This is a genomic window from Pseudolysinimonas sp. (genome assembly GCF_051954455.1).
Classification (GTDB): Bacteria; Actinomycetota; Actinomycetes; order Actinomycetales; family Microbacteriaceae; genus Pseudolysinimonas.
Genome location: NZ_JBQCHS010000035.1, coordinates 13,721 through 31,846, shown reverse-complemented (window position 1 = coordinate 31,846; position 18,126 = coordinate 13,721). Strand labels below are relative to the sequence as shown.

The 18,126-nt window shown below is 74.4% G+C and carries 17 protein-coding genes and 1 riboswitch; of the genes, 11 read left to right on the top strand and 6 right to left on the bottom strand.

All coding sequences use genetic code 11. The annotated features are described in order from the left end of the window. Positions 1-102: 102 nt before the first annotated feature. From ACTHM3_RS15250 to ACTHM3_RS15240, 3 genes are read right to left on the bottom strand one after another with little or no spacing between them, the layout of a single operon-like run. Positions 103-1,620 carry a ferredoxin--NADP reductase gene (locus ACTHM3_RS15250; RefSeq protein ID WP_440407251.1) on the bottom strand — a complete coding sequence of 506 codons (1,518 nt, stop codon included), beginning with the start codon at positions 1,618-1,620 and terminating at the stop codon, positions 103-105. Continuing rightward, on the bottom strand, positions 1,617-2,447 hold the full coding sequence (locus ACTHM3_RS15245; RefSeq protein WP_440407252.1) for an FAD:protein FMN transferase: 831 nt from the start codon (positions 2,445-2,447) through the stop codon (positions 1,617-1,619). Before ACTHM3_RS15245 ends, ACTHM3_RS15250 begins: the two co-directional genes overlap by 4 nt. Positions 2,448-2,500: 53 nt before the next feature. Next, positions 2,501-2,986, bottom strand: coding sequence for an FMN-binding protein (locus tag ACTHM3_RS15240; RefSeq protein WP_440407249.1), 486 nt, complete (start codon positions 2,984-2,986; stop codon positions 2,501-2,503). Positions 2,987-3,126: 140 nt separating this feature from the next. Between ACTHM3_RS15240 and nagB the strand changes: the two genes are divergently transcribed. Then, positions 3,127-3,912 carry a glucosamine-6-phosphate deaminase gene (gene nagB / locus ACTHM3_RS15235; RefSeq protein ID WP_440407247.1) on the top strand — a complete coding sequence of 262 codons (786 nt, stop codon included), beginning with the start codon at positions 3,127-3,129 and terminating at the stop codon, positions 3,910-3,912. Next, positions 3,891-5,321 (top strand): glycoside hydrolase family 3 N-terminal domain-containing protein, encoded by a 1,431-nt coding sequence (locus ACTHM3_RS15230; RefSeq protein ID WP_440407245.1) that lies wholly within the window; start codon positions 3,891-3,893, stop codon positions 5,319-5,321. Before nagB ends, ACTHM3_RS15230 begins: the two co-directional genes overlap by 22 nt. On the opposite strand, the gene nagA is transcribed toward ACTHM3_RS15230, so the two are convergent. Together nagA and purU are read right to left on the bottom strand one after the other, a co-directional pair. Further along, a complete protein-coding gene (gene nagA, locus ACTHM3_RS15225) occupies positions 5,294-6,430 on the bottom strand; it encodes an N-acetylglucosamine-6-phosphate deacetylase (RefSeq protein WP_440407243.1) in 1,137 nt (378 codons plus the stop codon). The two genes, ACTHM3_RS15230 and nagA, sit on opposite strands and share 28 nt — an antisense overlap. Next, a complete protein-coding gene (gene purU, locus ACTHM3_RS15220) occupies positions 6,427-7,281 on the bottom strand; it encodes a formyltetrahydrofolate deformylase (RefSeq protein ID WP_440407241.1) in 855 nt (284 codons plus the stop codon). Before purU ends, nagA begins: the two co-directional genes overlap by 4 nt. 46 nt (positions 7,282-7,327) lie before the next feature. Here purU and ACTHM3_RS15215 point away from each other — a divergent pair, with 46 nt between their 5' ends. The 8 genes from ACTHM3_RS15215 (at position 7,328) to ACTHM3_RS15180 (ending at position 15,756) form a co-directional block, all read left to right on the top strand. Next, a complete protein-coding gene (locus tag ACTHM3_RS15215) occupies positions 7,328-8,560 on the top strand; it encodes an MFS transporter (protein WP_440407239.1) in 1,233 nt (410 codons plus the stop codon). An 11-nt stretch (positions 8,561-8,571) separates the two neighbouring features. Further along, on the top strand, positions 8,572-10,023 hold the full coding sequence (locus tag ACTHM3_RS15210) for a purine-cytosine permease family protein (protein ID WP_440407237.1): 1,452 nt from the start codon (positions 8,572-8,574) through the stop codon (positions 10,021-10,023). 1 nt (position 10,024) lies between these two features. Continuing rightward, the gene (locus tag ACTHM3_RS15205; RefSeq protein ID WP_440407235.1) at positions 10,025-10,576 is read left to right on the top strand and encodes a cysteine hydrolase family protein; all 552 of its coding nucleotides are present in this window, start codon (positions 10,025-10,027) and stop codon (positions 10,574-10,576) included. Then, positions 10,573-11,556 (top strand): ADP-ribosylglycohydrolase family protein, encoded by a 984-nt coding sequence (locus ACTHM3_RS15200; RefSeq protein ID WP_440407233.1) that lies wholly within the window; start codon positions 10,573-10,575, stop codon positions 11,554-11,556. The genes ACTHM3_RS15205 and ACTHM3_RS15200 overlap by 4 nt, the downstream gene beginning before the upstream one ends. Next, a complete protein-coding gene (locus tag ACTHM3_RS15195; RefSeq protein ID WP_440407232.1) occupies positions 11,553-12,407 on the top strand; it encodes a PfkB family carbohydrate kinase in 855 nt (284 codons plus the stop codon). The genes ACTHM3_RS15200 and ACTHM3_RS15195 overlap by 4 nt, the downstream gene beginning before the upstream one ends. Before the next feature lie 42 nt (positions 12,408-12,449). Beyond that, positions 12,450-12,533, top strand: a riboswitch (ZMP/ZTP riboswitch). Positions 12,534-12,555: 22 nt separating this feature from the next. Then, positions 12,556-13,851, top strand: coding sequence for a serine hydroxymethyltransferase (glyA, locus tag ACTHM3_RS15190; protein WP_440407230.1), 1,296 nt, complete (start codon positions 12,556-12,558; stop codon positions 13,849-13,851). Positions 13,852-13,969: 118 nt separating this feature from the next. Continuing rightward, positions 13,970-14,854 (top strand): bifunctional methylenetetrahydrofolate dehydrogenase/methenyltetrahydrofolate cyclohydrolase, encoded by an 885-nt coding sequence (locus ACTHM3_RS15185; protein WP_440407228.1) that lies wholly within the window; start codon positions 13,970-13,972, stop codon positions 14,852-14,854. Next, entirely contained in the window at positions 14,854-15,756 is a 903-nt protein-coding gene (locus tag ACTHM3_RS15180) for an aldose 1-epimerase family protein (protein WP_440407226.1), read from the top strand. Before ACTHM3_RS15185 ends, ACTHM3_RS15180 begins: the two co-directional genes overlap by 1 nt. A 30-nt stretch (positions 15,757-15,786) precedes the next feature. Here the strand turns inward: ACTHM3_RS15180 and ACTHM3_RS15175 are convergent, their stop codons facing one another. Next, a complete protein-coding gene (locus tag ACTHM3_RS15175) occupies positions 15,787-16,665 on the bottom strand; it encodes a helix-turn-helix domain-containing protein (RefSeq protein ID WP_440407224.1) in 879 nt (292 codons plus the stop codon). A gap of 84 nt (positions 16,666-16,749) precedes the next feature. On the opposite strand from ACTHM3_RS15175, the gene ACTHM3_RS15170 reads away from it, so the two are divergent. Beyond that, positions 16,750-18,123 carry a cellulase-like family protein gene (locus tag ACTHM3_RS15170; RefSeq protein ID WP_440407223.1) on the top strand — a complete coding sequence of 458 codons (1,374 nt, stop codon included), beginning with the start codon at positions 16,750-16,752 and terminating at the stop codon, positions 18,121-18,123. The last annotated feature ends 3 nt before the right edge of the window (positions 18,124-18,126 follow it).

The window sequence follows — 18,126 nt, the reverse complement described above, 5'->3', positions numbered from 1 at the left end:
CGGGCCGGGGGGTGCCCGGCCGCCGGGGGGGGGGGGGGGGGGGGGCCCTCTTGGGGGCCCCGCGGCCCCCCCGCCACGGGTTGTCGGCCCGCTTCCGGCGCGTCAGTACCCGATGAAGGTGTCCGTGAGCACGCGCCGGACGCCCGAGCCGCGCAACGCGCGCTTCAGGTCGCGCACCGCCGCGGGAGCGCCGGAGACGAGGGCCGTCCGCTCGGGCGCGTCCGGCACCAGCGCGTGCACGATGTCCGCGGTCAGGCTGGAGCCCTCCACCCACTCGAGCCCGTCCGGGAGGTCCGCGGGGCGGTCGGGGGCGACGACGACCACCCGGAATCCGGTCGCCGCGAGCTCCGGACCGTAGGCGAGCTCGGCGCCGGAGGCGATCGCCGACACGAGCACGATGTCGCGCTCCGGTGTCTCGACCGCGGCCTGCTGCAGCTGCCCGACGAACGGCGTCACGCCGATGCCGCCGGCGAGCAGCAGGAGCTTCCGCCCCGGGTCGCGGGGGAGCAGGAAGTCGCCGCTCACGGACGTGGCGCTCACGGCGGTGCCGGGCTCCAGCTCCAGGAGCGCCGTCTTGAAGCTGGACGGCTTGTCGGGCAGCCGCACGCCGAACCGCAGCTCGCCGGACTCGGGCGCCGACGCGATGCTGAACACCCGGCGCCAGCCGCGCGCGTCGGTGCCGCTGTGCGGGAGGGCCAGCTCCATGTACTGGCCGGGCCGGAAGCGCACCGGCGCGGTGGGCGCGAAGGCGAAGTCCCAGCTCGTCGGCGTGAGGGCGCGGCGTTCGACGAACCGCAGCCGGATCCCGCGGCGCTGGCCCACGAGGAAGGCGAGCACGTTGCCGACCAGCAGCGCGAGCTGCGGCGAGTTGTAGATCCCGCCGACCAGCGAGAACGGCATGACCGTGAGGAGGCCGACGAGCGCCGCCTCGGCGAGCTGCTGCCAGCGGCGCGGCGGCAGGGTGAGCGGCTCGCTCAGCATGAAGCCGGCCACGAAGACCGTCGGCAGCGAGACGAGCGCGAGGCTCAGCAGCTCGGTGGGCACGCCGCCGTCGACGAGCCCGCGCAGCTCCAGCACCGCGACGACGACGACCGTGTAGACGAGGCCGAGGAGCAGCCGCCGGGTGCGGAACAGGATGAGCACGGCGCCGACGGCGACGACGGGCAGGAGCTGCGGGATCCCGATCCACCAGGCCGCGAAGCCGAGCGACGGGAGGAATCCGATGACGAACGCCCCGGCCGCGGCGGGGTTCAGGATGTGCCGGCCGCGCCACGCGACGAGGTACTTGCTCACGACCGCGACCACCGCGGCGAGCGCGGCGCCGAGGAGCGGCAGGACCTCGATGCTCGGCCGCAGGATGAACAGCAGAAGCAGCGCGGTGATCACGGTGGAGCTCAGCTGCGGCCGGGTGCGCAGGATCAGCCCGCCGAGCCCGTTGGCCAGGTACGACGTCACGAGCAGGACGGACGCCGTCGCGAGCAGCGCGAGGGGGGAGAACGACAGCGGCCCGTTCGGGATGAAGGCGAGCACGAGCGCGACGAGTCCGACGACGGCGAGACAGACGATCACGAGCCCGTACATCGTGACGCGGCCGAGTCGGCGGTCGAACCAGGCGATCATGCGAAGACCTCTCCGGGAAGGGCGGCGGAGCGCTCGACGCGCCCGTCCGCGAACATCCTCACCCAGTCCACGAGGTGGCGTGCGGTGAGGTTCGGATCGACGTCGAAGAAGAGCGCGGTCGCGACGCCGTCGGCGACGAGGGCGGTCGGGGCGATCGCCCAGGTCGCGACGACCCCGCGGGTGGGCGCGCCGGTCACGGCGTCGAGCACGTGGTGGAGGCCCTCGCCCCAGGCGCGGCGCGTCGTGGCGCGCGCCGCGATCGCGCGACCGTCGAGCTCCACGACGCCGATCGCCTTCGTCGGGTCGGCCGGGTGCTCGAGCGCGACGCGCATCGGCACGCCGCGCGGCCGGAGGTCGCCGCTCGCGTCCACCACGTGACGGTCGTGCCCGAGGCGGTGGAGCAGCTCGCCGAGCAGGTCGACGAGCTGCCCCTTGCCGGCGGCGCCGACATCGAGGAGCACCGGCCCGGCGACGGCGAGACGGCGGCCGTCCCAGGCGATCGCGTCATCCCATGCCGGAACCGGCATGCGCTCGGCCGCGGGCCGCAGCCGGTAGGCCGCGTCGTAGCCGAGCGACTCGAGCGCGCGCCCGACGAGCGGCGAGACGCGACCCCCGGTCGCCTCGTACAGCTCGCGGTAGAGCCCGAGCAGGGGGCCCGACTCCGACGGCAGCTCGTAGGACCCCGGCTCCCGGGCGATGCGCGTCACGAGCGAGTCGTCGCGGAACCGCGACCAGTCGCGGTCGTAGCGCTCGATGCGCTCGGCGACGGCCGCGCGCTCGGGCGAGGTCAGCTCCCGCTCAGTGTCGACGCGCCAGGCCGTGCCGATCGCATCGAAGGTCCAGGCCTGCGGCAGCGGATCGACGAGGCCGCGCGGGTCGCTCAGGAGGCGGCCTGCTTCTTGATCTGCTCGACCGCGGCGCGGAACCCTCCGCTCGTGAGCGACGAGCCGGAGACCCGCGAGACGCCGAGCGCATCGATGTCCTTGCCGACGACCTGCGCGGCGATGCCGTCGGCGAAGTCGGTCTGGTACTGCACCGCGTTCGGGTCGGTGGCGTGCTTGCCGATCTCGACCTTGGTCACCTTGTCGTCGGCGAGCGTCAGCGTGACGGTGATGCTCTCGCGGCCGCTCGGCGCGGTGTAGCTGCCGTCGGCGGTGTACGAGCCGTCCTTGTAGGGGCCCGAGGCGGAGCCGGACGAACCCGACGAGCCGCCGGAGCTGCTGGAACCGCTCGGCGACCCGGCGCCGGCGGCCGGATCCGATCCGGTGCCGGAGGCGGTGGTCGTGCAGCCGGCGAGCGCGCCCACGAGTCCGAGGCCGGCGAGTCCGAGGACGACGGGGCGGGAACGGGCGATGGACAGGGGCATGGGATCTCCTCGTGATCGGGGTGGTCGGCAGCGCTGCCCGGGGCTCCAGCTTCCGGATCGCACCTTGGAGGGGTCTCGGAGCCTCCTCCTGTGACACGGTGCCGCCGCCCGATCGGTTCACGTCGGTAGGGTGGCGGCTCGTGGAGATCGTCATCCTGCCCACCGCCGACGAGGTCGGCCGCGCCGCCGCCGCGAAGATCGCGCACCTCATCGCGCGGAAGCCCGACACGGTGCTCGGGCTCGCGACGGGGTCGTCGCCGCTCGCGATCTACGCGGAGCTCGCGGTCCGGCGCGAGCAGGGGCTCGACGTCGCGCGGGTGAGCGGCTTCGCGCTCGACGAGTACGTCGGCCTCCCGGTCGCGCACCCGCAGAGCTACGCGAGCGTCATCCGCACGACCGTCACCGAGCCGATCGGGCTCGACCCGGCACGGGTGCACGTTCCGGACGGCCTGGCCGACGACATCGAGGCGGCGTGCGCGGCATACGAGGCGGCCATCGGGGCGGCCGGCGGCGTCGACCTGCAGATCCTCGGCATCGGCGCGAACGGGCACATCGGCTTCAACGAGCCGACGTCGTCGTTCTCCTCGCGCACCCGCATCAAGACGCTCAGCTCCCGCACCCGGGAGGACAACGCGCGCTTCTTCGGCACCCTCGACGAGGTGCCGAGCCACTGCGTCACGCAGGGGCTCGGCACGATCCGGGACGCCCGCGAGCTGCTGCTCGTCGCCCAGGGCGAGAACAAGGCGGACGCGATCGCCGCGGCGGTCGAGGGCCCGCTCAGCTCGATGGTGCCCGCGTCGATCCTGCAATGGCATCCGCACGCGACGGTGATCGTCGACGAGGCCGCCGCCTCCCGGCTCGCCCTCGCCGACTACTACCGCCACACCTTCGCGCACAAGCCGGCGTGGCAGCGCTGGGACGCGTGATGGCGTCGCGATCCGACGCGCTCGCGGTCCTGCTCCCCGGCTTCGAGGGCCCGGAGCTGCCGGGCTGGCTGCGCGAGCGCCTCGCCGACGGGCTGGCGGGCGTCTGCCTCTTCGCCACGAACATCGCCTCGCCGGCGCAGCTGCGCGAGCTCACGGCCGCCATCCGCGCGGCCAACCCGCGCGCGGTGATCGCCGTGGACGAGGAGGGCGGCGACGTCACCCGCCTGCACCAGGCGACGGGATCGCCCTACCCCGGCAACGCGATCCTCGGGCGCCTCGACGACGTGGCCTACACCCGCGAGGTCGCGGGCGTCGTCGGCGCGGAGCTCGCCGCGGCCGGCGTGACGCTCGACTTCGCGCCGGACGCCGACGTCAACTCCGATGAGCGCAACCCCGTGATCGGCGTCCGCAGCTTCGGCGCCGACCCGGAGCTCGTCTCCCGGCACACGGCCGCCTGGATCCAGGGGCTGCAGGCGACCGGGGTCGCGGCCAGCGCGAAGCACTTCCCCGGGCACGGCGACACCGCCTCCGACTCCCACCTGGCGATGCCCGTCGTCGAGCTGCCGCTCGAGATCCTCCGCACCCGCGAGCTCCTTCCCTTCGCGGCGGCGGTCGCGGCCGGGACCCGCAGCGTCATGACCTCGCACATCCTGCTGCCCCGGATCGACCCCGAGAACGTGGCGACCTTCTCGCCGCGGATCCTCGGCGAGCTGCTCCGCGGCGAGTTGGGCTTCGCGGGCGCGATCGTCACCGACGCGCTCGACATGCGCGGCGCGAGCGGCGAGATCGGGATGGCCGCCGCCGCCGTGCGCGCGCTGCGGGCGGGTGCCGACCTGCTCTGCCTCGGGACCGCGAACACGGCCGCGCAGGTCGACGAGCTCGCGGAGGCGGTGCTCGCCGCCGTCGACGCGGGTCGGCTCGCGGAGGCCGGGGCGCGGAGCGCGGAGCTCGGCGCTCCCGCGCCCGGGGTCGGCACCGCGGCGCGCTCCGCGCCGGACTTCGACCTCGACCGGACGATCGGCGCGTTCGACGTCGCCGACGGCGTCGCGATCCGCCCGCGTCGCCGGCTCGTGCAGCTGGAGACCGGGTCGAACATCGCGGTCGGCGTCGCGCCGTGGGGTCCGGCCGCCGCCGGCGCGGACGTCGTGCACGTGCGCGACGGCGAGCCGGTGCCGGTGGAGCCCGGCATCCAGACCGTCGTCATCGGCCGCGACAACCACCGGCGGGAGTGGACGCGCACCGCCATCGCCGCGGGGCGCGCGCGGGATCCGAGCGCCGTGATCGTCGACATGGGCTGGCCGGCGGGGGACCGGGCGCTCGCCGACGTCGCGACGTTCGGCGCCTCCGCGCACGCGGGCGCGGCGCTCCGGCGGCTGCTGGATCAGAGGACGGGCGCGCCCGCCGCGTAGACCGCGGTGATCTGCCACGACGCATCGAGCGCGACGACGTCGGCGGCGTAGCCGGGCTCCAGGAGTCCGAGCCGCTCCTCGCCGATGGCGCGCGCGGGCACCGTCGTGAGGGCCGCGACCGCCGCTGCGGGGTCGACGCCCATGGCGATCGCCTGCCGCAGCGCGACGTCGAGGGTGAGCGTGGATCCCGCGATCGTCTCGGTGCCGGAGAGCAGCGCGAGCCCGTCCTTGACGGTCACGTTGAGGGTCCCCAGCCGGTAGTCGCCGTCGGCCTTCGCCGCGGCGGCCATCGCGTCGGTGATGAGCGCGACCCGGCCGGGCGCGGCGTCCCAGAGCAGCTTCGCCACGTGCGGGTGCACGTGCAGCCCGTCGAGGATCAGCTCGATCGTGATGCGCTCGTCGTCGATCGCGGCGACCACCGGGCCGGGGGCGCGGTGATGGATGCCCGGCATGGCGTTGAAGGCGTGGGTCAGGATCCGCGCGCCCGCGTCGAATCCGGCGCGCGCCGTCGCCTCATCGGCCTCGGTGTGCCCGACGGCGACGACGATGCCGGCCGCGGTCAGCTGCGCGATCGCGTCGAGCGCCCCCGGCAGCTCGGGCGCGATCGTCACCTGCCGGATCGCCCCGCGGGCGGCCTCGAGCAGCCCGTCGACCGTCTCCGGGTCGGGGTGGCGGAGGAACGCCTGCGCGTGCGCGCCGCGCCGGTCGGGGTTGAGGAACGGCCCCTCGAGGTGCGCGCCGAGCACCCGCGGATCGCGCGCGCGGATCGCGGCGATCTCGCCGAGCCGCTCCCGCAGCTCGACGAGCGGGCTCGCCACGAGCGACACCATCGACCGGGTCGTGCCGTGGGCGCGGTGCGCGGCGAGCGCGGCCTCCAGGGCGCCGTCGCCGTCGTCGACCGCGAATCCGCCGCCCCCGTGCACGTGGATGTCGAGGAATCCGGGCGCGAGCGTCGCGTCGCCGAGGTCGACGGTCTCGTCCGCGGCGGGCGCCGCCGCATCCCCCGCCCCGACGGACGCGATCACGTCGCCGTCGAGCAGCACCCACGCGCCGCCGTCGCGCATCCCGCGCTCGTCCAGAAGCGCCCCGCCCCGCAGCAGCGTGGTCATCGGAAGATCACCGTCCGCGCCCCGTCGAGCAGCACCCGGTGCTCGGCGAACCACCCGACCGCACGGGTCAGGGTCCGCGACTCGATGTCCTGCCCGATCGCGCGCAGCTCCTCCGGCGACTGGTTGTGGTCGACCCGCTCGACGTTCTGCTCGATGATCGGCCCCTCGTCGAGATCGGTCGTCACGAAGTGCGCCGTGGCGCCGATCAGCTTCACGCCCCGGGCGTGCGCCTGCTTGTAGGGGTTCGCGCCCTTGAAGCCCGGCAGGAACGAGTGGTGGATGTTGATGGCACGGCCCTCGAGCGCCGCGCAGAGCCCGGGCGACAGGATCTGCATGTAGCGGGCGAGGACGACGAGCTCGATGCCGTGCTCCTCCACCGCCTCGAGCACCCGGCGCTCGAACGCCGCCTTCTCGTCGGGACCGGTCACCGGGTGCCACTCGAACGGCACCCCCGAGAACGCCGCGAGCCCCTCGAGGTCGGGGTGGTTCGCGAGCACGAGCGGCACCTCGATGGGCAGCTGCCCGGCCCGCTGCCGGAACAGCAGGTCGTTCAGGGCGTGGGCCGTCGTGGAGGCGAGCACGAGCGTGCGGAGAGGGCGGCCGACGACGTCGAGCTGCCACGTCATCCCGTACCGCTCGGCGATGGACGCGACGGCCGTCTCGAACGCCGCGCGACCGGTGGCGGACTCCACCTGCAGCCGCATGAAGAAGGTGCCGGTGTCGTCGCTCGAGTACTGCTGCGACTCGGTGATGTTGCCGCCCGCGTCGACGATCGCCCCGCTGATCGCGTGGACGATCCCCGGGCGGTCGGGGCAGACCAGGGTGAGGATCCAGTGGGTCGCCGACTCCATCCGCTCAGCGTATGGGGCGCGCGGCCGTCACTAGGCTTTTCGCGACATGGAGCAGCAGACGACGGCCCGATTCCCGCTGTTCCGGCTCCTCGTGATCGCCGGCGCGATCTTCGTGAACAACACGAGCGAGTTCCTGCCGACGGGTCTGCTGCCGGACATCGCGCACGGGCTGTCGGTGTCGGAGTCGCAGGTCGGGCTCCTCGTCACGGTCTTCGCCGGCACCGTCGTCGTGGCGACCGTGCCGCTCACCGCGCTCACCCGGCGCGTCTCGCGCAAGTGGCTCATGGTCGTGACGCTCGGCGTCTTCGTCGTCGTGAACGTGCTGTGCGCGCTCGCCCCGACCTACGAGTGGCTGCTCGCCGCGCGCGTGCTCGGCGGCCTCGCGCACGGCCTCTTCTGGGCGGTGACCGGGCCCTACGCGTCGCGCCTCGTCGCGCGGCAGTACCTCTCGCGCGCCATCGCGGTGACGGGCGGCGGTTCGTCGGCCGCGTTCGTGCTCGGCGTGCCGCTCGCGACCGCGCTCGGGCACGTGCTCGGCTGGCGCGCCGCGTTCCTCGTGACGGCGGGCGCGGTGCTCGTCTTCATGGTCCTCGTGATCGCGCTGCTGCCGCCGGTCTCGCACCTCGTGGCGCCGAAGACCGGTGTCATCGAGCTGCCGCTCCGCCGCGACCGCACGGCCCCGGTGGTGCTCGTCGTCTGCGTCTGCGTCGTGCTCGTCATCACCGGGCACAACGTGCTCTACACCTACATCGCCCCCTGGATCACGCAGGTGGCCGGGCTCGCGCCCTCCTCCGTCCCCGCGGTGCTCTTCGCCTACGGCGCCGCGGGCGCGATCGGGCTCGTGCTCGCGGGATGGCTCGGCGACCGGTTCCCACGGGGCGCGCTCACGACGATGGTCGCGGCGGTGGGGGCCGTGGTGGCGCTCCTCGGCGCGTTCGGGGCGGCATCGCCGGTCGTGGCGGTGGCCGGCGTCGTCGCCTGGAGCATCGCGGTCGGCGGCGTGGGGCCGCTCCTGCAGTCGCGGATGATGCACGGCACGTCGCAGCGGCTCCGCGACATCGGGTCGGCCTGGGTCACCATCTCGTTCAACGTCGCCATCGGTGGTGGCGCCCTGCTCGGCGGCGTGCTCCTCGACGGGTGGGGGATCGGCTCCCTCCCCTTCGCGACCGCCGCACTGCTGGCCGCGGGGCTGGTGTTCATGCTCGCGACCGACCGGTTCCGGATCGCCCGGCACCCCTCGTGGCCGACGGGCACGATCTCCATCCCCACGAGCCACTAGGGTCGGGGGGCATGACGACGACCCCCGACGCCCCGGCCGCCGCACCCGGCACGAGAGGCGGCGTCGAGCTCACCGGGCTCGAGACGATCCCCGAGAACGAGCGGCGCGGACGACCCGCCGGTCTGTTCTGGCCATGGTTCGCGGCCAACGTGTCCGTGTTCGGCATCGCCTACGGCGCCTACCTGCTCGGCTTCGGCATCTCGTTCTGGCAGGCCGTGCTGGTCGGCGTGATCGGCATCGTCGTCTCGTTCTTCCTCGTGGGCGTGGTCTCGCTCGCCGGCAAGCGGGGCTCGGCGCCCACGATGGTGCTGAGCCGCACCATGTTCGGCGTGCACGGCGCCCGGGTCGTGTCGATCCTGTCCTGGCTGCTCACCGTCGGGTGGGAGTCGGTGCTCTGCGTCAATGCGGTGTTCGCCGTGACGGCGACGGCCGACTTCTTCCAGAAGGGCGCCGGCGATTCGGTCGGGATCAACATCGTCGCCCTGCTCGTCGTGGCGGCGATCATCGTCGTGCTCGGGATCTTCGGCTTCCACTGGATCATGCGGGCGCAGCTGATCATCACCATCGTCACCGGCGTGGTGACGCTGGTCTTCCTCGTCACGGTGCTGCCGCACATCGACCTGTCGCGCGTCGGCGCGATCCCGGCCGGCTCGGCGGCGGTCGTCATCGGCGGCCTCGTCTTCATGATGACCGGCTTCGGCCTCGGCTGGGTCAACGCCGGCGCGGACTACTCGCGGTACCTGCCGCGCAGCGCGAGCGGGCGGGGCGTGGTCGGCTGGACCACGTTCGGCGCCGCCGCGGCCCCGGTCGTGCTGCTCGTCTTCGGCCTGCTCCTGGCGGGATCCTCGAAGTCGCTCAACACCGCGATCGGCGCCTACTCGCTCGGGCCGCTCGTCACCCTCACGCAGCCGTGGTTCATCATCCCCTTCGCGATCGTGGTGGTGCTGGGGCTGATCGCCGGCGCGGTCATGGACGTGTACTCCTCGGGACTCGCGCTGCTCTCGGCGGGTCTGCGAGTGCCGCGGCCGGTCGCCGCGGGGATCGACGGCGTCATCATGACCCTGCTCTCGGTCTACGTGATCTTCTTCGGCGGCGACTTCTTCGGGCAGTTCCAGGGCTTCCTCATCACCCTCGGCGTACCGATCGCGGTCTGGGCGGGCATCTTCATCGCCGACGTGATCCTCCGGCGGCGCGACGTCGACGAGGCGGCGCTCTACTCGGCGCGCGGCCGCTACGGCGCGGTCAACTGGCTGTCGATCGGGCTCCTCGTCGTCGGCACGGTGATCGGCTGGGGCCTCGTCACCAACACCTACGCGGCGTGGCTGGGATGGCAGGGCTACCTGCTCTTCGGCCTGCGCGAGAGCTGGGGCGGCGCGAACCTCGGGGTGCTCATCGCCCTCGTGATCGGGTTCGTCGGCTACCTGGTCGGCGGCCGCGGGGCGGTGCGCCGCCAGGAGGCCTGAGATGGGTTCCGACGACCGCGCGGTTCTCGTCGCGATCGACATGCAGGCGATCTTCGAGCCGGGCAGCCCGTGGGGCGCCCCTGATTTCGCGCGGGCGTCCGCCGAGATCCAGCGGCTCCTCCCGGCCTTCGGCGACGACGTGGTCTTCACCCGCTTCGTCGCGCCCGCCGAGCCTCAGGGAGCCTGGATCCCGTACTACGAGGAGTGGAGCTTCGCCCTCGTGCCCGACGCGGACCCGCTCTACGCGCTGAGCGAGCCCTTCCGCGAGGTCGCGCGCCGGGTCGAGACGCGTCCGACGTTCGGCAAGTGGGATGCGGAGCTCGCGCGGGCGATGGACGGCGCGACCGAGATGGTGCTCGCGGGCGTCTCGACCGACTGCTGCGTGCTCTCCACCGCGCTCGCGGCGGCCGACGCGGGCGTGCACGTCCGCGTCGTCGAGGACGCGTGCGCGGGCCTCAGCCCGGAGGACCACCGCCGGGCGCTCGACGCGATGGCGCTCTACGGCCCGCTCATCGAGGTGACGAGCGTCGACGAGGTGCTGGCGTCGCGGTGAGCGCACGGGAGCGCGCGCTCGCGGCCCTGCACGGGCTCGCGATCGGAGACGCGCTCGGGATGCCGACGCAGCTGCTCTCGCCGGACGAGGTCACGGCGCGCTTCGGCGCGCTCGACGGATTCCGGGCCGCCGCCGCCGACCACCCCATCGCCGCCGGGCTGCCGGCGGGATCGATCACCGACGACACCGAGCAGGCGCTGCTCCTGGCGCGCCTGCTCCTCGAGACGGGCGGCCGGGTGCCCGCGGGGGAGTGGGCCGAGCGCCTCGCCGCGTGGGAGGACCGGATGCGGGAGCGCGGATCCCTCGACCTCCTGGGGCCCTCGACCCGCGCCGCTATCGCGGCGATCCGCGCGGGCGCCGATCCGTCGGAGGCGGGGCGCGGCGGCACCACCAACGGCGCGGCCATGCGGATCGCGCCCGTCGGGATCGCCGTGCCGTCGCGCGACCTCGGCGCGCTCGTCGACCGCGTCGCGGAGGCGTGCCGCCCCACCCACGACACCGGCATCGCGATCGCCGGCGCCGCGGCGGTCGCCGCCGCCGTGAGTGCGGGCCTCGAGGGCGCCGACCGCGCCGCCGCCACCGAGGTCGCGATCGCCGCGGCCGAGCTCGGGGAGCGCCGGGGGCACTGGGTGGCGGGTGCCTCGGTCGCGGCCCGGATCGGCTGGGCCGCGACGCTCGGGCCGGAGCGGCTCGTCGCCCTCGTCGGCACCAGCCTCGCCACGCAGGAGTCGGTGCCCGCCGCGTTCGGGCTGCTCGCGATCGCCGGGGGCGACGGCTGGACCGCGTGCGTGGCCGCCGCGCGCGCCGGCGGCGACAGCGACACCATCGGCGCGATGGCCGGGGCGATCGCCGGCGCCACCGGTTCCGCGTGGCCGGAGCGCGCGATCCGCACGGTGACGACCGTCAACGACCTGGACGCTGCGCCGCTCGACCTCGCGGCCCTCGTCGACGGCCTGCTCGCGCTCCGGGACGCGGCGTGACGCGACTCGTCAGCGTCGGCAACGCGGTCGTCGACCTGCTGCTCGAACTGCCGGCCCTGCCGCGTTCCGGCGACGACGTCACCGCGACGGGTGCGCGCACGGTGGTCGGCGGCAGCGCGACGACGCTCGTCGCGGCGCGCCGCCAGGGTCTCGACGCCGCCTACGCCGGCGGCCACGGCACCGGGCCGTTCGGCGACCTGGTGCGCGCCGCGCTCGCAGCGGAGGGCGTCGCCGTGCTCGCGCCGCCGACACCCGGGCGCGACACCGGCTGGGACGTCGCGATCGTGGAGCCGGGCGGTGAGCGCACCTTCCTCACCGCGGTCGGCGCGGAGGCGGAGGGCGACCCGGCCGCGGTCGTCCTCGAGGCCGGCGACCTGCTCCACGTCTCCGGCTACGCCCTCGCCCGCGAGCCGAGCGGGCCGGCCATCGCCCGATGGATCGCGGGGGTGCCCGCGGGCGTCACGGTGCTCGTCGACCCGGGCCCGCTCGTCGCCGGAATCCCGCCCGAGGTGCTCGCACCGGTCGCCGCGCGCGCCGACTGGTGGAGCGGGAGCGAGGTCGAGGCGGCGCACGCGCCGGCCGGCCCCGCGCACCTGCTCGTCCGCCGCGGTGCCGAGGGCTCCGTCGTCGACGGGGACGCGGTGAGCGGCTTCGCGGTCGACGCCGTCGACACGAACGGCGCCGGCGATGTGCACGCGGGGGTGTTCCTCGCGGGGCTCGCGGAGGGGCTCGACGCCCGTGCCGCCGCGCGGCGGGCGAACGCGGCCGCCGCGATCGCCGTGACCCGCTCGGGGCCGACAGGCGCGCCGACCCGCGCCGAGCTGGACGCGTTCCTCGCGGCGCGCGCCTGAGCCGTCGGCGACATCGCGCGCGAGGGGCGCGGCCGATACGCTGGGCGGGGTCGCGACTGGCGTTCGGGTGGATCACCACCGGGGAGCGGCTCACACGGAACGCGGCCGTACGCCTGGGCCGCCCGCACCCACCCGTGAGGAGCTGCGCATGACGTCGTCCCCGTCCACCTTCCTGGCCCCGCTCGCCGAGGTCGATCCCGAGATCGCCGAGGCGCTCGAGCTCGAGCTCGGTCGGCAGCGCTCCACGCTCGAGATGATCGCGAGCGAGAACTTCGTGCCGCGCGCCGTGCTCGAGGCCGCCGGCTCGGTCCTGACCAACAAGTACGCCGAGGGCTACCCGGGCCGCCGCTACTACGGCGGCTGCGAGTACGTCGACATCGTCGAGGACCTCGCCATCCAGCGGGCGAAGAGCCTCTTCGGCGCCGAGTTCGCCAACGTCCAGCCGCACTCGGGTGCGAGCGCGAACGCGGCGGTGCTGTCGGCCATCGCCCAGCCCGGCGACCGGATCCTCGGCCTCGAGCTCTCGCACGGCGGCCACCTCACGCACGGCATGCGGCTCAACTTCTCCGGCAAGCTCTACGAGGCCCACGCCTACGGCGTCGACCCCGAGACCATGCGCATCGACATGGACGAGGTGCGGGCGAAGGCGCTCGAGGTGAAGCCGCACGTCATCATCGCCGGCTGGTCGGCCTACCCGCGGCAGCTCGACTTCGCGGCGTTCCGCGCGATCGCCGACGAGGTGGGTGCCGTGCTGTGGGTCGACATGGCGCACTTCGCCGGGCTCGTGGCGGCCGGGCTGCACCCGAGCCCCGTGCCGCACGCGCACGTCACGTCCTCCACCGTGCACAAGACGATCGGCGGCCCGCGCTCGGGCTTCATCCTCAGCAACGACGCCGACATCGCCAAGAAGCTGAACTCGAACGTGTTCCCGGGGCAGCAGGGCGGCCCGCTCATGCACGTGATCGCCGCGAAGGCGGTCGCCTTCAAGCTCGCCGCGGAGCCGGACTTCGTCGACCGCCAGCAGCGCACCCTCTCGGGCGCGAAGATCCTCGCCGAGCGCCTCGTGCGGGAGGACGCGACCGCGGCCGGCGTGGACGTGCTCACCGGCGGCACCGACGTGCACCTCGCGCTCGTCGACCTCCGGACGTCGGAGTTCACCGGGCAGGAGGCGGAGAACCGCCTGCACGAGGCCGGCATCACGGTCAACAAGAACGGCGTCCCGTTCGACCCGCGTCCGCCGATGGTGACCTCGGGCGTCCGCATCGGCACCCCCGCGCTCGCGACCCGCGGCTTCGGCGACGACGAGTTCCGGGAGGTCTCGGACGTCATCGCCCTCTCGCTGCAGCCGGGCGCCGACCTCGAGGCGCTGCGCGGCCGGACGGCGGCGCTCGCCGACCGCTTCCCGCTCTACGAGGGCCTCACCTCCCCCGGGACGTGGCGCTGATGCCCCGGCCCGCTTTCCTCTCCCGCCCCCTTCCCCGCCTGTTCGAGGAGTCGTGTCGCGGGGTGTCGCGGGCGGCGAGGGCCCGTCACACGACTCATCGAGTGACGGGGGGTGCGCGGTGACGGCGCAGCGCCTCGACGGCCTGGCGACGGCCGCCGCGATCAAGGCGGAGCTGAAGGTCCGGGTCGACGCGCTGCGCGAGCGCGGCGTCCTTCCCGGGCTCGGCACGCTGCTCGTGGGAGCCGACCCCGGCTCCGTCTCGTACGTCGGCGGCAAGCACCGCGACTCCGCCGAGGTCGGCATCGAGTCGATCCGTGTCGACCTGCCGGAGGACGCGACCGAGGAGCAGGTGCACGCGGAGATCGCGCGCCTCAACGCCGACCCCGCCGTGACCGGCTACCTCGTGCAGCTGCCGCTGCCGCGGGGCATGGACGAGCACGCCGCGCTCGTCGCCGTCGACCCGGCGAAAGACGCCGACGGGCTGCACCCGCAGAACCTCGGCGAGCTCGTGCTCGGTGTCGAGGGCGAGCTGCGCACCCCGCTGCCCTGCACGCCGAACGGCATCATCGAGCTGCTGCGCCGGCACGACGTGCCGATCGCCGGCCGTCACGTCGTCGTGCTCGGGCGCGGTCTCACGGTCGGCCGCCCGCTCGGGCTCCTGCTGACCCGGAAGGGCGTCGACGCCACGGTCACACTCGCGCACTCGCGCACGCCCGACATCGCCGCCGAGATCCGGCGCGCGGACATCGTGGTCGCCGCCGTCGGGGTCCCGCACCTCGTGCAGCCCGATTGGATCAAGCCGGGCGCGGCCGTGCTCGACGTGGGCGTGACCCGGGTGGGCACCACCGAGAGCGGCAGGGCGAAGCTCGCCGGCGACATCCATCCCGACGCCGCCGAGGTGGCCGGCTGGCTCTCGCCCAACCCGGGCGGGGTCGGGCCGATGACGCGCGCGATGCTGCTGCAGAACGTCGTCGAGGCCGCCGAGCGGGCGGCCGGGCTCTGATGGGCGCGCCGCTGCCGCGGATCGCGCTCCAGCTCGGCGACGCGCGCGCCGAGGTCACCCCGCTCGCGGCGGCCCTCTGCCGTCTGGAGGTCGCCGGCCGCGACCTCACCGAGCCGGTCGCGCCCGACGCGATCGCGCCCCAGGGCAACGGCTTGATCCTCGCGCCGTGGCCGAACCGGGTGCGCGACGGGCGCTGGAGCTGGAGGGGCGAGCCGCAGCAGCTCGCGATCTCCGAGCCCGCCCTCGGCAACGCGTCGCATGGGCTCCTCCGCAACACCGGCTACCGCGTCGTCGAGCGGACCGCGTCGAGCGTCGAGCTCGGCGCCCTCATCCCGCCGCAGCTCGGCTGGCCCGCGACGATCGACACCCGCGTCGTGTACCGGCTGGAGGAGGACGGCCTCGTCGTCACGCACCGCGCGGTCGCCGGCGCGGACGGCGCCCCGTGGGCGGTGGGCGCGCACCCGTACCTCCGCGTCGGCGCCCACCCGGTCGAGACGCTCGAGCTCACGGTGCCGAGCGATGCCTGGCTCGCGGTCGACGAGCGGCTGAACGCCCTCGACGTCCGCGCGATGGACGCCGAGCACGACCTCCGCGGCGGTCGCCCCCTCGCCGGCCTCGACCTCAACTCCGCGTACACGGGACTCGCGAATGCGGACGCGCGCGCGACGGTGGCGACGCTGACGGCGCCGGACGGATCGCGCACCGAGCTGTGGGCGGATCCCGCGTTCGGCTGGCTGCAGGTCTACACCCCCGCCGACCATCCGCGCCCGGGCGGCCCGGGCCTCGCCGTCGCGCTCGAGCCGATGACCGCGGCCCCCGACGCGCTCAACTCCGGCGCCGGTCTCGTCGAGCTCGCGCCCGGGGAGGCGTGGGAGGCGTCCTGGGGGATCCGCGCCGCCTGAGGCCGCGGGCCGCGATCCACGGAGCGGTATTCAGAGCAGGCCCTGGCCGTGCTGCGCCCGGAAGTCGCGCGGCGAGACGCCGTTGACGGCGCGGAACTGGCGGGAGAAGTAGAACGCGTCGGCGTAGCCGACCCGCCGGGCGATCTCGCCGACGGTCAGGCTCGTCGTGAGCAGCAGCTCGCGCGCCCGTGCCGAGCGCTGTCGCTTGACGAACTCCATGACGCTCGAGCCGGTCGCGGCCTTGAACAGCGCCGAGAAGTGGGAGGTGCTGACGCCGACCATCCGGGCGAGCTCCTCGACGCCGATCGGCGCATCGAGATGGGCGCGCAGGTGATCCTGCACCACCCGCATCCGCTCCGAGCTGCCGTGCTCGCCGCGGCGGCCGTCGGCGGCGAAGCGGGCGAGCAGCGACCAGGCGGCGCCCGCCGTGGCGTAGAGCGTCGCGGCGCTCTCGTCCCGCTCCAGCGCCTCGACGATCTGCTCGACGGCGGTGATCGCCGCATACGGGTCGCGCAGTGCGAAGACCGGCCCCCGGCCCCCGCCGATGATGGCGTCGACGAGCTCGGCGACGTCCGACCCCGCGACGTGGAACCACCAGATGCTCCAGGGGTTGCGCTCGTCGGCGACGTAGGTGTGCGGGGTGCGGGCCGGGATGACCGCGGCGTGACCCGCCTGCACCGGGTGCGTCACGCCGTCCAGGTCGAGGCGTCCGGCGCCGTCGATGCAGAGGATCACGATCGCCTCGCGCGCCCCGTGCATGCGGACCCGCCCGTGCGCCGCCGCGTGCGGGAAGTAGCCCGCATCGGTGACGAGCAGGCGTCCGGTGAGCGGCGCCTCCAGCGCGGTCCGCACCTGGGGCCGGGGGAGCACGCGCAGCCGCTGCCCCGGGAACCCGTCGCGCACCAGCATGGCAGGACGCTACCCCGCTATCAGAGGATCGTCCAGGTGGATCAGAGGAACCGCTATTCCGCGCGCTCAGGCGGCCTTCCTACGATGACTCACGTGCTCGATGACGACACCGCCCCCGGCGCCCCCGCCACCGCTCCCCGGTACGTGCCGGTCGCCCCCGCCGCCCACCTCCCCAAGCAGCTCACGATCACGCTCTGGGACTTCACCTGGTACGTGCGCTCCGGGCCGGGCGAGCCGTTCGAGGACCTCGACCGCGCCGCGCGCGAGGCCGTCGAGCGCGGCTACAACACGGTCCGCATCTGCGCGATGCCGTTCCTGCTGTTCCGCTCCGGGCTCGACACGAGCGTCGTCGAGCTCGACCGGCTCGGCGGCGAGTACGCCCAGCGCGTGCGCTGGTACGACGTCCGCGAGCAGACCCGGTTCGACGGGCGCGAGAAGCTCCTGGAGCTCTTCCGCGCCTGCCGCGACGCCGGGCTCTTCGTCATCCTCTCCAGCTGGGAGTACCAGCAGTCGTCGTCGTTCTCGACGACCTCCGACTGGTGGGACGCCCTCCGTGCCGTCGCGCCGGAGGACCGCCCGACCGTCCTCGCCGACGCGCTCGCCGACCTCATCGACCTGCTCGAGGAGCACGGCCTCGCCGATCGCGTCGCGTTCACCGAACTGCACAACGAGGTGGCGACCGGCCACCTGCTGGAGGGCCTGCCCTCGCCCGTCGACGACGAGGCGGGCGCCATGGCCGGGCTCGAGCCGCGCCTCGCCGCGGGTCTCCGCCGCTTCCACGAGCGCCGCCCCGATCAGCCGGTCACCGTCAACTACTCCCGAGTGCCGATCGCGACCATGCGCCACGTCCCGGAGGAGATCGACGTGCTCGTCGTGCACCCCTACGTCTACGGCGTGCTCGACGAGGTGACCGCAGCCTTCGACCTGCGCGGCTCGCTCGCCGAGTTCCCGCGGGCCGAGGTCGACGCGGCGGGGCTCCTCCGCCCGGGCGCCCCGGAGGCGACCAGCTGGGTGCTGCCGCCGGAGAGCGCCTGGAAGATGGACGCCACGATCGTCGGCAAGCCCGAGATCTTCTTCCACGACTGGGTCGACGCCGCCGTGCTCGATCGCTACCTCGAGGAGCGCTACCCGGCCCACCGGATCGAGATGGACCGCGTGCTCGGCATCTGGCTCGACGCGGCGGCCGACCAGGCGGCGGCCCGCGGCATCCCCCTCGTTCTCGGCGAGGGCTGGATCGGCTACACGCCGCTGTACTCCGACTTCGAGGGCGGGCCCATCGGCGCCGAGTACTGCCGGCTCGCGATGCGCGAGTCGCGGCGGGTGGGCACGTGGGGCACCATCGTCTGCTCCAACGCCGCCCCGCACCACCCGATGTGGAGCGATGTCGCGCTCCAGCTCGAGTGCAACGAGATCTTCACCGAGGGCGTCCCCACGGCGTCCCCGGCCCCGGGTCGCTGACGA

Bases quoted from the DNA above. Each gene is read 5' to 3' on its own strand.
- ACTHM3_RS15250 (WP_440407251.1), bottom strand. From the start codon at position 1,620: ATGATCGCCTGGTTCGACCGCCGACTCGGCCGCGTCACGATGTACGGG.
- ACTHM3_RS15240 (WP_440407249.1), bottom strand. From the start codon at position 2,986: ATGCCCCTGTCCATCGCCCGTTCCCGCCCCGTCGTCCTCGGACTCGCC.
- nagA (WP_440407243.1), bottom strand. From the start codon at position 6,430: ATGACCACGCTGCTGCGGGGCGGGGCGCTTCTGGACGAGCGCGGGATG.
- purU (WP_440407241.1), bottom strand. From the start codon at position 7,281: ATGGAGTCGGCGACCCACTGGATCCTCACCCTGGTCTGCCCCGACCGC.
- ACTHM3_RS15215 (WP_440407239.1), top strand. From the start codon at position 7,328: ATGGAGCAGCAGACGACGGCCCGATTCCCGCTGTTCCGGCTCCTCGTG.
- ACTHM3_RS15210 (WP_440407237.1), top strand. From the start codon at position 8,572: ATGACGACGACCCCCGACGCCCCGGCCGCCGCACCCGGCACGAGAGGC.
- ACTHM3_RS15205 (WP_440407235.1), top strand. From the start codon at position 10,025: ATGGGTTCCGACGACCGCGCGGTTCTCGTCGCGATCGACATGCAGGCG.
- glyA (WP_440407230.1), top strand. From the start codon at position 12,556: ATGACGTCGTCCCCGTCCACCTTCCTGGCCCCGCTCGCCGAGGTCGAT.
- ACTHM3_RS15180 (WP_440407226.1), top strand. From the start codon at position 14,854: ATGGGCGCGCCGCTGCCGCGGATCGCGCTCCAGCTCGGCGACGCGCGC.
- ACTHM3_RS15175 (WP_440407224.1), bottom strand. From the start codon at position 16,665: ATGCTGGTGCGCGACGGGTTCCCGGGGCAGCGGCTGCGCGTGCTCCCC.
- ACTHM3_RS15170 (WP_440407223.1), top strand. From the start codon at position 16,750: ATGACTCACGTGCTCGATGACGACACCGCCCCCGGCGCCCCCGCCACC.